Below are 15,342 nucleotides of genomic sequence, written 5' to 3'. Positions count from 1 at the left end.
GAATTTCAATTATGAGACTTGGTCGAGCTTATTGTGCTGTAGTAAAAAGGAAATCAGTTGATTTTTGCAAAAAGAGAGTTTTGATATGCTAAAAATGATGAACCAAATCCAACACTATGATTGGGGAAGTAAAACCGCCCTCAGCGAACTGTATGGTTACCCTAACCCGGATAATTTACCAATGGCTGAGCTTTGGATGGGGGCTCACCCCAAAGCCAGTTCTGAGGTTATATCACCCTTAACACATCAGAAAATCTCGTTAGATGCTTTCATTAAGGAAAACCCAGAAAAAATATTGGGTAAACATATCGCCGAACGTTTTGGCCGACTTCCTTATTTATTCAAAGTGCTATGCGCAGCTCAGCCATTATCCGTTCAGGTTCACCCAAATAAACACGATGCGGAAATCGGTTTTGAAAAAGAAAATGCACAAGGGATCCCATTGAACTCCCCTATCCGTAATTATAAGGATAATAATCATAAACCAGAGCTGATTTATGCTTTAACCCCCTTTAAAGCAATGAATGCATTTCGTCCTATAGCAGAAATTGTCGAGTTATTTAGCTTTATTGCAGCAGCCCATCCTGAAATTCAATTTTTTGTTCAATCCCCAAGTGAAGATAAACTAAAAAAATTATTTGCACAGATTCTTAATTTGACTGGTGAGCAAAAAGAGCTTGCATTGGGTGTATTAAAAGCAGCATTGAATAGCAAACAAGGTGAGCCGTGGAATTCAATTAAACAAATGGTGAGCTTATATCCAGATGATAATGGTTTATTTACGCCTTTAATGCTAAATATCGTTGAATTACAACCTGGTGAAGCCATGTTTTTAGCAGCAAGAACCCCTCACGCTTATTTAGAGGGTGTTGGGTTAGAAGTGATGGCTAATTCAGATAACGTCTTGCGTGCAGGCTTAACGAGCAAACATATTGATGTAAAAGAACTCGTTGATAATATTGATTTTAAGTCAATTAAAGCTGATGATTTGTTCAATATTCCCGAAAAATCTGGAAATGTCTGGAAATATAAGATCCCAGTGGAAGATTTTTCATTTAAAATATATTCTATTGACTGCTCTGGGTTATCCCTAACTAATCATACAGCTTCAATTTTGTTTTGTATTGAAGGTAAGTTAGTATTGCGATCAGGTAATCAAGAATTAAACATGAATTCTGGTGAATCTGTTTTCTTACCTGCTTATGAGGATAACATTTCTATTCAAGGAAATGGCCAAGTAGCCCGAGTATTTAATTTTTAGGTCATATTTTATATTTAGCCGTTGGTACACACAGCCAAACGGGTAATAAAAACTTATATTATTTATACATAAGTGCGTTTCATGCGCACTGAAAGGATGGATGTTGATAATGAAAAAGTCATTAGTTGCGGTAGGTGTTATCGTTGCTCTGGGCGCAGTATGGACTGGCGCATCATGGTATACAGGTTCAAAAGTTGAAGCTGAACTGAATAAAGTGATTACGAATTCAAACGCGTTTATCACGGCTAACGATCCAAGTGCTGATGTTGTCTTTAAATTAGAAAACTACAAACGTGGTGTGTTCTCTTCTCAAGCTGACATCATCATTACCTCAACCGCTTCTGCTGACGAAAACATCGTCTTTAAAGCGGATATCTCTCATGGTCCACTACCATTATCCCAAGTAGCTAAATTCAATCTGATGCCTAAATTAGGTGCAGTTAATGTTGAATTAGCAAATACGAAAGCGACTAAAGAGCTGTTTGAAGCAACCAAAGGCAAGCCATTCATGCATGGTTCTGCTGTTATTGGTTACAGCAAAAACGTGGATTCTAGCATCGAGCTGATCCCTCTTGAATACACCAAAGAAGATGGTAAATTCTCATTTAGCGGCGCTAAGTTTGATATTGCAACTGGTTCAGACTTAAGTACTGTTGATGCATCTTTAGTGACTGATAGCTTAGTGATCAGCAGCACTAAAGAAGAAGGTACTATCACAATGAAAGGCATGAAGCTGGTTTCTAATGTTAAGAAATCTCAACATGGCTTCTATACAGGTACCCAATCTTTCGTTATCGCAGATACCGATGTTAATATCCCTGAAACTAAGTTCTCATTCAAAGATTTGAACGTTTCAAGTGATACCTCTATCAATGGTGACGATGTTAAAGGTAACCTGTCTTACAAAATCAGTGATGTTAAAGCATTAGATCAAAACTTAGGTTCTGGTGAGCTGACAGTGGCTATCGAAAAATTAGATGCGAAAGCATTAGGTCAATTTGTTGAGCAATACAACAAAGCGTTGGCTGAAGGCTTAGCAACAGGCAACCCAACTGAAGCAAGCGAAAAAATCGCAATGCAGATGATGACCACAACTCTGCCTGAGCTGATGAAAAGCAAACCAGTATTTACTGTTAGCCCGTTCTATTGGAAAAACGAAGCAGGTCAAAGCTCTATCGACCTAAGCGTTACTTTCAACAAGTGGAACCAAGACGAAATTACTGCGTTAGCAATGCAAAACAAAGTGGATGAAGCGTTCAAACAACTGATCACTTCTTTCGATTTCAGCATGAAACTGAATAAGCCAATGGTCATCGAGTCAATGACTCAAGCCATGATCTTAGATGGCGGTGCAGCAGTTTCTGCGGAAGATAAGAAAGTTGTTAAAGAACAAGTAACTGAAGAGTTCGCTGGTGTTCAACAAATGCTAACTGCGGATATGTTCTCTAACCCGTTCGAAGAAATGTTCATGACTGATGAACAACGCGCAGAGAAAGCGAAAGAGAAAAAACATCCTTGGATGATCGACAGCGAAAACGATTTAACCATGACCGTTAAATTCTCTGGTAATGACCTAACCTTCAACGGTGACAAATATACCTTAGCTGAATTCCTGACTAAGATGAAAATGATGTCTGGTCCAGAAGATGAAATGGGCTACGAAGAAGAAGCTCAACCTGCTGATGGTGCTGAAGTTGCTGAGCCAGCAATCGAAGCTGAACAACCAGCAGAAGCGCCAGCTGCACAATAATTTATCCTTAAGATAAATTACTTAAACGCCAGTCTCCTCGACTGGCGTTTTTGTTTCTATTTAGCCTATTTATCATTGATTTTTATTCAATTACATACAAAATGGATGCAGAATATCTATAAGGATCATTTATCGTGATAAACAAACAGCTCCCTTTAACAGACTTACATCGCCACCTTGATGGTAATATTCGCCCAGAAACCATTCTTTCTTTGGCACAACAGCACCGTATCCAACTCCCCGCAGATGAAATTGAAGCCTTACGACCTCATGTGCAAATTATGGGGCAAGAAGCTGATTTAGTTGGCTTTCTAACTAAACTGGATTGGGGTGTCGCTGTATTAGCTGATTTAGATGCCTGTAAGCGTGTCGCTTTTGAGAATGTGGAAGATGCCTTTAGAGCGGGCATTGACTACGCTGAATTACGTTTTTCCCCTTACTATATGGCAATGAAGCATCAACTTCCTGTTGAAGGCGTTGTTGGTGCAGTTATTGACGGTATTGCTGCGGGCTGCCGTCAATACGACATTCAAATCAATCTGATTGGTATTTTGAGCCGTACTTTTGGGCAGCAGGCCTGTGCTATTGAATTAGAGGGTCTTCTCGCACATAGAGATAAATTATGTGCCCTTGATTTAGCCGGTGATGAACTGGGATTCCCAGGTGCATTATTTGAAGAACATTTTACCAAAGCTCGTAATACTGGACTCAATATTACCGTGCATGCTGGTGAAGCGGCAGGTGCAGCCAGTATTTGGCATGCTATCAAGCATTTAGGCGCTCAACGTATTGGACATGGGGTTAAAGCAATTGAAGATCCTGAGCTCATTGAATTTTTAGCGAAAAATAACATTGGTATTGAAAGTTGTTTAACCTCGAATATTCAAACCAGTACCGTCCCTTCACTGGCTCAGCACCCGTTGAAAACCTTTTTATCCCACGGTGTTTTAGCATCCATTAATACCGACGACCCTGCTGTTGAAGGCATCGAGTTACCTTATGAATATAATGTTGCTGCACCGCAAGCGGACCTAACACAGGCTGAAATTGAACAAGCTCAGCGCAATGGACTCACCATGGCATTCCTTTCTGATAGCGAGAAAGCGGCATTGGCGCGTAAAGCTGCAAACCGTTAATTCAACTGCTAACTGCTAATAAATCTTTTTATAGGGTAGGACTCATGTTCTGCCCTATTTAACCCATTAAAACGTTCAAATTTTCTCAGTCGTTAATCTATTTCATGATAACACCTCATAGTATGTTGTAACTAAATTAGTTGTTTTATATAGGCAGCTTTCGCTGCCTTAGTGGATATTTAGTGTTTTTCGAGCCGTTTAGCGTACTTCTGAGCTATCACTGCACACACCATTAATTGAATCTGATGAAAAATCATTAATGGCAGCAAAATTATCCCTACTGTTGCGGCTGGAAATAGCACATTTGCCATAGGTACACCATTTGCCAAGCTCTTCTTCGACCCACAAAAAAGAATCGTAATTTCATCTTCTTTGCTAAACCCAAGAATACGCGCTGACATCACGTTAATCACCATCACCACGACTAATACAACACAAGAAACTAACGTAATGATAAACAGTGAATAAGCATCAATGGTTTGCCAAATCCCCTCAACCACCGCTTCGCTAAATGCCACATACACAACAAGTAGAATGGAAGACCGGTCAGTGGTATTGACCAACCTTTTATGGCGATTAATCCAGTTAGCGATGAGCGGTCGACATAAATGTCCGACAATAAATGGCACCATCAATTGCAGCATAATTGAGCCAATCGCATTGAGTGTATCCATTGCTTGGCTGCCATCAGTGTCCATCAACACTCCGACTAAAACAGGAGAGAGAAAAACCCCTAAAATACTGGAGGCTGAAGCACTGCAAATTGCCGCAGCGACATTCCCACCGGCAACCGAGGTGAATGCAATGGCAGATTGAACAGTGGCGGGCAATGCACATAAATACAAAAAGCCCATATACACCGTTGGCGACATCCAATGTGGCACCATAAAGCGCAATGCAATACCAATAATAGGAAATAGAATGAACGTGCTGGCAAATACTAATAAATGAAGTCGCCAGTGCCCCATCCCTGCAACGATAGACTCTCTGGATAACTTAGCACCATGCATAAAAAACAGTAGCGCTATCGCTGCGGTTGTTAAGTGCTGGAAAACAGTTTTAACCTGCCCCTCACATGGGAAGATACTGGCGATAATGACAACGCCAATCATGATCAACAGAAACGAGTCTATTTTAAGTTTTGCTAATAAATTCATTCGATTTTCCACAAATAAAAAGCCAGTTTTTACACTGGCTTTATCTTCAACGTTGAACCTTAGAAAATATTTTCGATAGTCCGTTTTTCTTTCGCTGATTGCATACCGGCTTCAATCAGTTTCATAATATCAATGGCTTCGCTTGGTGTAACTGGGTTTGGCTTACCGAAACGAATAGCGTCATAAATGGCTTCATAATATCCACCATAATTGCCTTTCTCATTTGCCCATGACTGACTCACCATATCATCGCCTTGTGACAGCGTCACAACACCCAGATTAGGGTCTTCTCCCCAATGTTCACCTCGTGGAACAGCACCACTTTTTAGCGCATCTTCCTGCGTATCTAGCCCATATTTCACGTAACTCCCTTTCATACCATGAATGGTATAAATTGGCATCGGCGCTGCCGCGAGAGTTGTTGAATGTAATACGATTTTCTTATCTGCATAATCCAGCATTGCATGGAAATAATCTACTGCTTCCGCGCCTGGACGAATAGCCCCCAGATCAACGGTAATCGCTTGCGGTTTACCAAAATATTGCAGCACTTGGTCAATCATATGCGGTCCCAGATCGTACCAAATTCCCGCTCCCGGAATATTAGCCTCTCGCCAGCGTTGTCTCACCACTGGACGAAAACGGTCAAAATGAGATTCATAATATTTAATGTCACCTAAACAGCCATCTTGCAGGATTTTTTTCACGGTGCGATACCCTGAATCCCAACGACGATTATGGTAAATTGATAATAATTTTCCGGCTTTTTCAGCTCGTTGCTGTAAATCTTCGGCTTCTTTAACATCAAGAGTAAACGGCTTATCTACCACCACATGCTTACCCGCAGCTAACGCTTTGCAGGCTAATGGGTAGTGAGTGTCATTCGGCGTTGGGATCACAACAAGCTCAATTTCAGGATCAGCAAACAATGCTTCGGGCGAGCTAGCTACCGTAACATTAGGATAATCCGCATGAACTTTACTCGCATCACTACTGGAGATAGTCGTTAGCTCAAATCCTTCTAACATGGCTAAAAATGGAGCATGAAATGTTTTGCTGGCATAACCATATCCAACAATCCCGACTTTAATTGGTTTGGGCATATTGACCTCACATAAGTGGCATATTTTGCTATTTTAAAAAAGTACCATCAGAATGAATCAATTAGCAAATAAATCTATGATAGGATTATTAATTATCAGGATTATTTAGCAATAACGGATCCCTACTTATGACTTCTGTTTATAACACTGACCGTATTACCGGCTGGTTATTAGCCCCTGCTAGCTATTTACTGCTGACATTGTTTGCGGCTTGTAGCATGACTGTGATGTACTGCATTAAATTTTATGAGATTGTCACCACGGTGGATAATTGGAGTAGTTTCATTACCCCACAGTGGTATTTGTCTTTCGCAATCAGCCTAGCTATGTCACTTTTTAGTGTACATGTTACACAACTGATGTTTAAGCGCTCTCGTCATTTTCCCCGTCGTTTTACCCTATGGCTATTAGCATTAATGTTAATCGGATTAAAAACATTCGCATTTTCCCCTATTGATGACCAAACTGCCCTACAAATCCTCGCATGGCCACTATTAGGTGCTGGATTTTTTGTCCCTTATTTGAAAATGTCTAAACGAGTGAAAATGACTTTCACACAAGATCGATAAGCATCACAAAAATAGCTTTGATATCATAGCCTCCGTTAAACTGACTGTGGTCAGTTTTTGGGCTTTTTTCTCTCTTCAGGCTATGAAATGACCGACTATCTTCTACTTTTTATTGGGACAGTGTTAGTCAATAACTTTGTCCTCGTTAAATTCTTGGGATTATGCCCATTCATGGGCGTATCAAAAAAACTAGAAACCGCCATTGGTATGGGTTTTGCGACTACGTTCGTTATGACCCTCGCCTCAATAAGCTCGTGGTTAATCGATACGTTGATCTTAATCCCTCTAGACCTAGTCTATCTACGTACACTGAGCTTTATCCTTGTGATAGCCGTAGTAGTACAGTTTACTGAAATGGTTGTGAGAAAAACCAGCCCAACCTTATACCGCCTATTGGGGATCTTTTTACCGCTGATCACCACTAACTGTGCGGTGCTTGGGGTTGCTTTATTAAACATCAATCAATCCCACGGTTTCTTGCAATCTGCGGTATATGGCTTTAGTGCCGCCGTCGGATTCTCTTTTGTTATGGTTCTCTTTGCCGCCATCCGTGAGCGCTTAGCTGTAGCAAATGTCCCAGCACCTTTTAAAGGTTCGTCAATTGGTCTGATCACTGCGGGGTTGATGTCTCTCGCATTTATGGGCTTTAGTGGTTTGGTGAAATTCTAATGATGTCTTTGTGGATTGCGATTGGCATATTAGCCGTTTTCGGGCTGATCTTTGGTCTGATCTTAGGCTATGCCTCATTACGTTTTAAAGTTGAGGAAGATCCGATTGTTGAAAAACTGGATGCTATTTTACCGCAGAGCCAATGCGGGCAATGCAGTTATCCAGGTTGCCGTCCCTACGCTGAAGCAGTAGCCAACAACGGGGAAATGATAAACAAATGCGCCCCCGGCGGCGAGCAAGTCATGCTCAAAATTGCTGAGCTGATGAACGTTGACCCTCAACCCATTGATGGCGATGAAACTGCGCAAAACCCTGTTCGTAAAGTTGCCATCATCGATGAAGAAAATTGTATTGGGTGCACAAAGTGTATCCAAGCTTGTCCTGTCGATGCCATTGTGGGCGCTACTCGTGCCATGCATACAGTGATTGAAGATTTATGTACGGGTTGCGACCTGTGTGTTGCCCCATGTCCTACGGATTGTATTGAAATGGTGCCAGTTAAAACCACTACCGCCAACTGGAAATGGGATTTAAACACCATCCCAGTTAAAAATATTACCGATGAATCCTTATTGTCAGCCAAAGAGGGTTCCCATGCTTAATTTATTTAAGTGGTTGAAAAAAGATAATATTTGGGACTTTGATGGCGGTATTCATCCCCCTGAGATGAAACTACAATCCAGCAGAACGCCAATGCGTGTGGCTTCCGTTCCTGATGAGCTAATCATCCCTCTGCAACAACATTTAGGTCCGGAAGGTGAACTCATCGTCAACATTGGCGACACCGTTCTTAAAGGTCAACCATTAACGAAAGGTACAGGTCGTACCGTGCCTGTGCATGCTTCAACATCCGGTACTATCACCGCGATTGAACCTATGGTGACCGCTCATCCTTCAGGATTAAAAGAACTCTGCGTCAAAATTAAAGCAGATGGTCTGGATACTTGGGCTCCTTTACAACCCGTACCTGACTTCCAACAACTTTCGCGGGCTGATTTGCTCAACAAAATTGAGCAAGCAGGTATTGCAGGTTTAGGTGGTGCTGGCTTCCCAACAGCCTCTAAGCTAGCAGGCGGGAAAGATGCCATTAAAACGTTGATTATCAATGCCGCAGAATGTGAACCTTATATCACTGCTGATGACCGTTTAATGCAAGAACATGCTCAAGAAGTCATTGAAGGCTGCCGCGTTCTGCAACACCTGTTAAACCCCGACCAAGTATTAATCGGCATTGAAGATAATAAGCCCGAGGCAATCCGCGCCTTAAAACGCGCCCTTACCTCCATAGATAAACAGATTTTTATCCGAGTGATCCCCACCAAGTACCCATCAGGTGGTGCAAAACAGTTGACCAAAATTTTAACGGGAAAAGAAGTTCCTTCAGGTGCACGATCTTCCCAGATTGGCGTATTGATGCAAAACGTGGGTACTGCCGTCGCTATCAAGCGCGCAGTCATTGATGGTCAGCCGCTCATTGAACGTGTTGTCACGGTCACCGGAGAAGCGATTAAACAGCCAGGAAACTTCTGGACTCGCTTAGGTACGCCAGTTAAACATCTACTTCAGCAATCTGGCTTTGAGCCTGAAAATGAGCAAATGGTGATCATGGGGGGACCATTAATGGGCTTCACATTGCCCGATCTCAATGTTCCTGTAGTCAAAATTTGCAACTGCTTACTGGTCCCTACCCAAGAAGAGATGGGCAAAAAACCTGTCGAAGAAGCTTGCATTCGTTGTGGTCTCTGTGTTGATGCTTGCCCTGCCAGTTTATTACCTCAGCAATTATATTGGTTTAGTAAAGGTAAAGAACACGAAAAAGCGCAGAAACATAATCTGTTTGACTGCATTGAATGTGGTGCTTGTGCTTATGTCTGCCCAAGCAATATTCCGCTGGTACAATATTATCGCCAAGAAAAAGCAGAAATTCGCGAAATAGACCAAGAAGAACGCCGTTCCATCGAAGCTAAACAGCGCTTTGAAGCTAAACAACAGCGCATGGAACGTGAAAAACTTGCCCGCGAAGAACGCCATAAGAAAGCGGCTGTTCAAGTGGATACCGCAGATAAAGACGCAGTTAATGCGGCACTTGCTCGTGTTAAAGCGAAGAAAGCGTCAACGGCTGAGCCAATAAAAATCATTTCAGGTGAATTGCCTGACAATAGTGCTGTTATTGCAGCAAGAGAAGCGCGTAAAGCTCAAGCGCGCGCCAAACAAGCGCAAAAAGTCGCAGAGCAAACCCAATCTGACAAACCCGTGATTGCAGATGGCGCGGAGGGAGATGACCCACGCAAAGCCGCCGTGGCTGCTGCCATTGCTCGCGCGAAAGCGAAGAAAGCTGCCGCACAACAGACTTCAGAGCCTGTTATCGACGCTCCGGTTGAAACCGCTGAGGAAGTCGACCCACGCAAAGCCGCCGTTGCCGCGGCAATTGCTAGAGTTAAAGCTAAGAAAGCCGCGCAATCATCTGTTTCTCAACAACCAAATGAACAAACAACCACAGAGTAAGTGATAACCACATGAAATTTAGACCGCTTGATAGCAAAACACGCCGTTTAAAAATTGCTAGCGCCCCATTTACTCATGATAACCAAAGCACGAGTCAGGTCATGTTTTGGGTTCTGTTGGCGGCCATTCCGGGCATTGCCGTGCAAACCTATTTTTTTGGTATCGGCACCTTATATCAGATTGCTATTGCAATGGTGACGGCAGCCTTAACAGAAGCCGTTTCAATCCATTTGCGGAAACAGCCTGTTTTACCTGTACTAAAAGATAACTCGGCCATTGTGACCGCGTTATTGCTCGGTGTGAGCTTACCGCCACTATCCCCTTGGTGGCTGATTGTTCTTGGTACTATCTTTGCCATCATTATTGCTAAGCAGTGCTATGGTGGTTTAGGGCAAAACCCATTTAACCCTGCTATGGTCGGTTATGTGGTATTACTGATTTCATTCCCAGTGCAAATGACCAACTGGTTGCCACCTCAGGAATTGCAACAACTGCATATTTCAGGTTTTGATAGTTTGATGGTGATCTTTAGCGGGCATACCTCGACAGGAATAACGCTGGATCAATTACGTACCGGTATTGATGGGATGAGCCAAGCAACACCGCTTGATAGCTTTAAAACGGGCTTACTCACCCACTCCATTTCCGATGTACTACAGCAACCAATTTTGCAAGGCTCTTTAGCCGGTATCGGTTGGCAGTGGGTGAACCTTGCCTATCTGGCTGGCGGATTAATTATGCTCAGCCGCCGGATCATCAGCTGGCATATTCCCGTGGCATTTATTGGAACACTTGCCCTGCTCGCTGTGGTTAGCTGGCTAATCGACGATAGCCGTTATTCACCACCATTAATCCAATTATTATCAGGTGCGACGATGCTTGGCGCGTTCTTTATTGCCACCGACCCAGTCACAGCGTCAACAACACCAAAAGGACGCATAATTTTTGGGGTATTAATCGGGTTCTTAGTGTGGGTGATCCGTGTTTATGGTGGATACCCTGACGCCGTCGCATTTGCTGTCTTGCTTGCGAATATTACCGTGCCATTAATTGACCACTATACGCAGCCACGTGCGTATGGACATAAGTAAGGAGCCTCCATGTTAAATACGATGCGCCATCATGGCACAATCTTGGCTCTGTTTGCTGCGGGAACCACTGCGCTCAGTGCTGCGGTTTATACGCTAACCAAAGACATCATTGCCGAGCAAGCTGCCCTTGTTCAGAAAAAATTGCTCGACCAAGTGGTGCCTGAATCCTTATATGACAATGATCTCGCCAAAGAGTGCTATCTGGTCACCAATGAAGCTATACTGGGAAATAAACTCCCTCGACATCTGTATATTGCCCGTAAGGATGGTCAACCTGTTGCTGCGGCATTAGAAAGTACCGCACCAGATGGTTATTCTGGTGCCATCCATTTATTGGTTGGTGCTGATTTTAATGGCAAAGTATTGGGCGTACGCGTTACAGAGCATCATGAAACGCCAGGGCTTGGGGATAAAATTGAAACCCGAATATCCGATTGGATCACCCATTTTACAGGCAAGAAATTGGAATCTGCCCAAGATCCTCATTGGGCAGTGAAAAAAGACGGTGGCGATTTTGACCAATTTACAGGGGCAACGATTACCCCTCGTGCAGTTGTCAATGCCACAAAACGTACCGCCGCATTTATTCAAACGGTACCTGAAGAATTAGCAAATTACCCAATTTGTGGGGATGAATAATGAGTAGCGAAACCAAAGAGTTATTTGCACAAGGGTTATGGAAAAATAACTCTGCTTTAGTACAACTACTGGGTTTATGCCCATTACTGGCTGTATCATCGACAGCAACTAACGCACTGGGGCTTGGGCTTGCAACAACCCTCGTTCTGGTTTGTACCAACGTGGCAGTCTCTGCTTTTCGCCGTTGGGTTCCTGCTGAGATTCGCATACCTATCTACGTAATGATTATCGCCTCAGTAGTAAGTGCAGTACAAATGCTGATCAACGCCTATGCGTTTGGTTTATATGAGTCTCTGGGGATCTTTATCCCACTGATCGTGACAAACTGCATCGTGATTGGGCGCGCCGAAGCGTATGCTTCACGTAATCCAGTACCGTTATCTGCTATGGATGGACTCGCCATGGGGTTAGGTGCAACAGCGGCATTGTTTGTACTTGGCGCAATGCGCGAAATTTTAGGTAACGGAACCTTATTCAATGGTGCTGACCTGCTATTAGGTTCATGGGCTAAGTCACTACGTATTGAAGTCTTACACCTTGACTCACCTTTTTTACTCGCTATGCTGCCACCGGGTGCATTTATTGGCTTAGCATTAATGTTGGCGGGTAAATACCTTATTGATGAAAAAATGAAAAAGCGCGCGGCGCTAAAATCAGGTCAACAACCTCTACGTGAATACCAAAAAGAACAAGGTTGTGGCACAAATATCTCCTAATTTTGAAGCTTTGTGAGCAATGAATAAAACTAAACGAATCGAAATTCTCACTCGCCTGCGCGATAACAATCCACATCCCACAACGGAGCTAGAATTTAGCTCCCCTTTTGAGTTGCTAATTTCGGTGTTGCTTTCTGCACAAGCCACCGATGTCAGTGTGAATAAGGCGACCGCAAAATTATATCCCGTTGCCAATACACCAGAACAAATGGTTGCTCTTGGGGTCGATGGCATCAAAGAGTATATAAAAACCATCGGATTGTTTAACACTAAAGCGGAAAGCGTCTATAAAACTTGCCAAATTCTGATCGAAAAACATCAGAGCCAAGTTCCCGAGAACCGTGAAGCGTTAGAAGCCTTACCCGGTGTAGGACGTAAAACCGCCAATGTGGTACTCAATACGGCATTTGGCTGGCCAACGATTGCCGTCGATACCCATATTTTCCGCGTGTGTAACCGAACCAAATTCGCCCCAGGCAAAGATGTTGTTGAGGTCGAAGAAAAGTTACTCAAAGTGGTCCCTGCTGAATTTAAAGTTGATTGTCATCACTGGTTTATTTTGCACGGTCGTTACACATGCATCGCACGCAAACCTCGCTGTGGATCGTGTATTATTGAGGATCTTTGCGAGTTTAAAGATAAAGTTTACCCTGAAAATTAATCAAGTTAGCCTAAGATGCGAATTTCCACATCGTTATAAAGTCATTCGCATTTTTTTCTTGCTCTAAGACTTTGTCTTACGCAACAATAGAGCCAAACTCAACATCAAATAAACGGTAAGTATGTTTCAAGACAACCCATTACTAGCGCAACTCAAACAGACGTTGCATGCCAAAACACCTCGCGTCGAAGGTCTGGTTAAAAGCACAGAAAAAGGATTTGGCTTTTTAGAAGTCGATGGACAAAAAAGCTATTTTATTCCGCCTCCGCAAATGAAAAAAGTGATGCACGGAGATAGAATTTCTGCCGCCGTTCATACGGATAAAGACCGCGAGTTCGCTGAACCTGAAGAATTAATCGAACCATTTCTCAACCGTTTTGTCGGTAAAATTCAGAAAAAAGATAACGATAATCGCCTGTTTGTCATCCCTGACCATCCGCTGTTAAAAGATGCCATTTCATGCCGACCAATCAACGGTATTACCCATGAATTCAAGCAAGGTGACTGGGTCGTTGCCGAAATGCGCCGTCATCCACTAAAGGGTGACAAAGGCTTCTATGCTGAAATTACAGAATATATTACCTACGGTGACGACCATTTCGCACCGTGGTGGGTAACGTTACGCCGTCACCAATTAGACCGTGCAGAACCGGCAATGGTGGACAGTGAGCGTGATGACGAAGGTTTAGAACGTGTTGATTTAACTCATCTACACTTTGTCACTATCGATAGCGCAAGCACCGAAGATATGGATGATGCACTGTATATCGAAAAAACGGCTGAAGGTAACCTGAAGCTGTATATCGCTATCGCAGATCCAACCAGCTATATCAAGGAAGGAAGTGAATTAGACAAACTCGCTTTAGCTCGCTCATTCACCAATTACCTGCCTGGCTTCAATATTCCAATGTTGCCTCGCCAACTTTCTGATGACTTGTGCTCTCTGCGACCAAATGCCCGTCGCCCTGCTTTGGTTTGCGTTACGCAAATCCTGCAAGATGGTGCTATTGATAGCAATATCGAATTCTTCAGTGCATGGGTCGAATCAAAAACTAAGCTTGTCTACGATGAAGTATCTGATTGGTTAGAAGAAACGGGATCATGGAAGCCACAATCTGATGCCGATACACAACAAATCAGACTATTAAAAGAAATGGCGGATAAACGCCTGCAATGGCGTCATGATAATGCATTAGTGTTCAAAGACAGACCGGATTACCGTTTTGTTTTAGATGAAAATGGTAACGTGGTCGAGATCGTTTCAGAAAGCCGTCGTACTGCAAACCGCATTGTTGAAGAAGCGATGATCACCGCTAACTTATGTGCCGCTAACGTCCTGAAAAACAAATTAGGTTTTGGTGTATTTAACGTCCATATGGGCTTTGAACCGTTGCAGATCGAACAAGTCGTTCAAACGCTGAAAGATAATGGCATCGAAGCCAATGGTGAAGCGTTATTAACGCTTGAAGGCTTCCGTGAATTGCGTCGCCTATTAGATTCGCAGCCAACCCAATTCTTAGACAGCCGCATTCGCCGCTTCCAAACCTTTGCTGAAGTGAAAGCGGACCCAGGTCCACACTTTGGTCTGGGCTTTGAAGCATATGCAACATGGACATCGCCGATTCGTAAATACACCGATATCGTCAACCACCGTTTGTTGAAATCGATTATCGCAGGCGCGCCAACGCCAGCAAAACCAAGTGAAGAACTGTCAATAAAATTAGCAGAACGCCGCCGTGCTAACCGCATGGCTGAACGTGATGTTGGCGACTGGTTATACTCTCGTTACCTAAAACCATTTGAAGGAACTGAGACCAGATTCCCCGCTGAAATTATTGATATTACCCGTGGTGGTGTGCGCGTACGTTTAGTCGATAACGGCGCTGTTGCCTTTATCCCTGCGCCATTCTTACACAGTGTTCGTGATGAGATTCAATGCAGCCAAGAAACAGGCAGTGTATTGATCAAAGGCGAAAAAGCCTATCAATTAAACGATATTATTGATGTGAATATCGCAGAAGTACGCATGGAAACTCGCAATATCGTCGCTCGCCCAGCGGCGTAAGATATCCTTTCATTTTCCAT

At 43.2% G+C, this 15,342-nt stretch carries 14 protein-coding genes; 12 read left to right on the top strand and 2 right to left on the bottom strand.

The genetic code is table 11. The annotated features are described in order from the left end of the window. Positions 1–85: 85 nt before the first annotated feature. The 3 genes from manA (at position 86) to add (ending at position 4,147) form a co-directional block, all read left to right on the top strand. On the top strand, positions 86–1,261 hold the full coding sequence (gene manA / locus PROVALCAL_RS13170; protein ID WP_006659783.1) for a mannose-6-phosphate isomerase: 1,176 nt from the start codon (positions 86–88) through the stop codon (positions 1,259–1,261). 109 nt (positions 1,262–1,370) lie between these two features. After that, positions 1,371–3,011, top strand: a complete 1,641-nt coding sequence (locus PROVALCAL_RS13165; RefSeq protein ID WP_039862043.1) for a YdgA family protein — start codon at positions 1,371–1,373, stop codon at positions 3,009–3,011. 134 nt (positions 3,012–3,145) lie between these two features. Further along, entirely contained in the window at positions 3,146–4,147 is a 1,002-nt protein-coding gene (gene add / locus PROVALCAL_RS13160) for an adenosine deaminase (protein WP_006659781.1), read from the top strand. A 179-nt stretch (positions 4,148–4,326) separates the two neighbouring features. Here add and PROVALCAL_RS13155 read toward each other — a convergent pair whose 3' ends face one another. Together PROVALCAL_RS13155 and PROVALCAL_RS13150 are read right to left on the bottom strand one after the other, a co-directional pair. Then, positions 4,327–5,304 carry a bile acid:sodium symporter family protein gene (locus tag PROVALCAL_RS13155; RefSeq protein WP_006659780.1) on the bottom strand — a complete coding sequence of 326 codons (978 nt, stop codon included), beginning with the start codon at positions 5,302–5,304 and terminating at the stop codon, positions 4,327–4,329. A gap of 59 nt (positions 5,305–5,363) precedes the next feature. Continuing rightward, the gene (locus tag PROVALCAL_RS13150) at positions 5,364–6,407 is read right to left on the bottom strand and encodes an oxidoreductase (protein WP_006659779.1); all 1,044 of its coding nucleotides are present in this window, start codon (positions 6,405–6,407) and stop codon (positions 5,364–5,366) included. Positions 6,408–6,535: 128 nt separating this feature from the next. Between PROVALCAL_RS13150 and PROVALCAL_RS13145 the strand changes: the two genes are divergently transcribed. The 9 genes from PROVALCAL_RS13145 to PROVALCAL_RS13105 all read left to right on the top strand — a co-directional run bounded on the left by PROVALCAL_RS13145 (position 6,536) and on the right by PROVALCAL_RS13105 (position 15,322). Next, positions 6,536–6,976, top strand: a complete 441-nt coding sequence (locus tag PROVALCAL_RS13145) for a DUF2569 domain-containing protein (protein ID WP_006659778.1) — start codon at positions 6,536–6,538, stop codon at positions 6,974–6,976. Positions 6,977–7,063: 87 nt separating this feature from the next. Then, a complete protein-coding gene (gene rsxA, locus PROVALCAL_RS13140) occupies positions 7,064–7,645 on the top strand; it encodes an electron transport complex subunit RsxA (protein ID WP_006659777.1) in 582 nt (193 codons plus the stop codon). Beyond that, positions 7,645–8,247, top strand: a complete 603-nt coding sequence (gene rsxB / locus PROVALCAL_RS13135; protein WP_006659776.1) for an electron transport complex subunit RsxB — start codon at positions 7,645–7,647, stop codon at positions 8,245–8,247. Before rsxA ends, rsxB begins: the two co-directional genes overlap by 1 nt. Next, the gene (rsxC, locus tag PROVALCAL_RS13130; RefSeq protein WP_006659775.1) at positions 8,240–10,150 is read left to right on the top strand and encodes an electron transport complex subunit RsxC; all 1,911 of its coding nucleotides are present in this window, start codon (positions 8,240–8,242) and stop codon (positions 10,148–10,150) included. Before rsxB ends, rsxC begins: the two co-directional genes overlap by 8 nt. Before the next feature lie 11 nt (positions 10,151–10,161). Then, complete coding sequence (rsxD, locus tag PROVALCAL_RS13125; RefSeq protein WP_006659774.1) at positions 10,162–11,241, top strand: electron transport complex subunit RsxD; 1,080 nt, start codon at positions 10,162–10,164, stop codon at positions 11,239–11,241. A 9-nt stretch (positions 11,242–11,250) separates the two neighbouring features. Continuing rightward, positions 11,251–11,880, top strand: coding sequence for an electron transport complex subunit RsxG (gene rsxG / locus PROVALCAL_RS13120; RefSeq protein WP_006659773.1), 630 nt, complete (start codon positions 11,251–11,253; stop codon positions 11,878–11,880). Next, complete coding sequence (locus PROVALCAL_RS13115; protein WP_006659772.1) at positions 11,880–12,596, top strand: electron transport complex subunit E; 717 nt, start codon at positions 11,880–11,882, stop codon at positions 12,594–12,596. The genes rsxG and PROVALCAL_RS13115 overlap by 1 nt, the downstream gene beginning before the upstream one ends. Positions 12,597–12,615: 19 nt before the next feature. Then, entirely contained in the window at positions 12,616–13,257 is a 642-nt protein-coding gene (gene nth / locus PROVALCAL_RS13110) for an endonuclease III (protein ID WP_006659771.1), read from the top strand. Positions 13,258–13,378: 121 nt separating this feature from the next. Further along, on the top strand, positions 13,379–15,322 hold the full coding sequence (locus PROVALCAL_RS13105; protein WP_006659770.1) for an exoribonuclease II: 1,944 nt from the start codon (positions 13,379–13,381) through the stop codon (positions 15,320–15,322). The last annotated feature ends 20 nt before the right edge of the window (positions 15,323–15,342 follow it).

It is taken from the genome of Providencia alcalifaciens DSM 30120 (genome assembly GCF_000173415.1).
In the GTDB taxonomy this organism is placed as follows: domain Bacteria; phylum Pseudomonadota; class Gammaproteobacteria; order Enterobacterales; family Enterobacteriaceae; genus Providencia; species Providencia alcalifaciens.
This window is presented reverse-complemented; position numbering and strand designations above follow the sequence as displayed.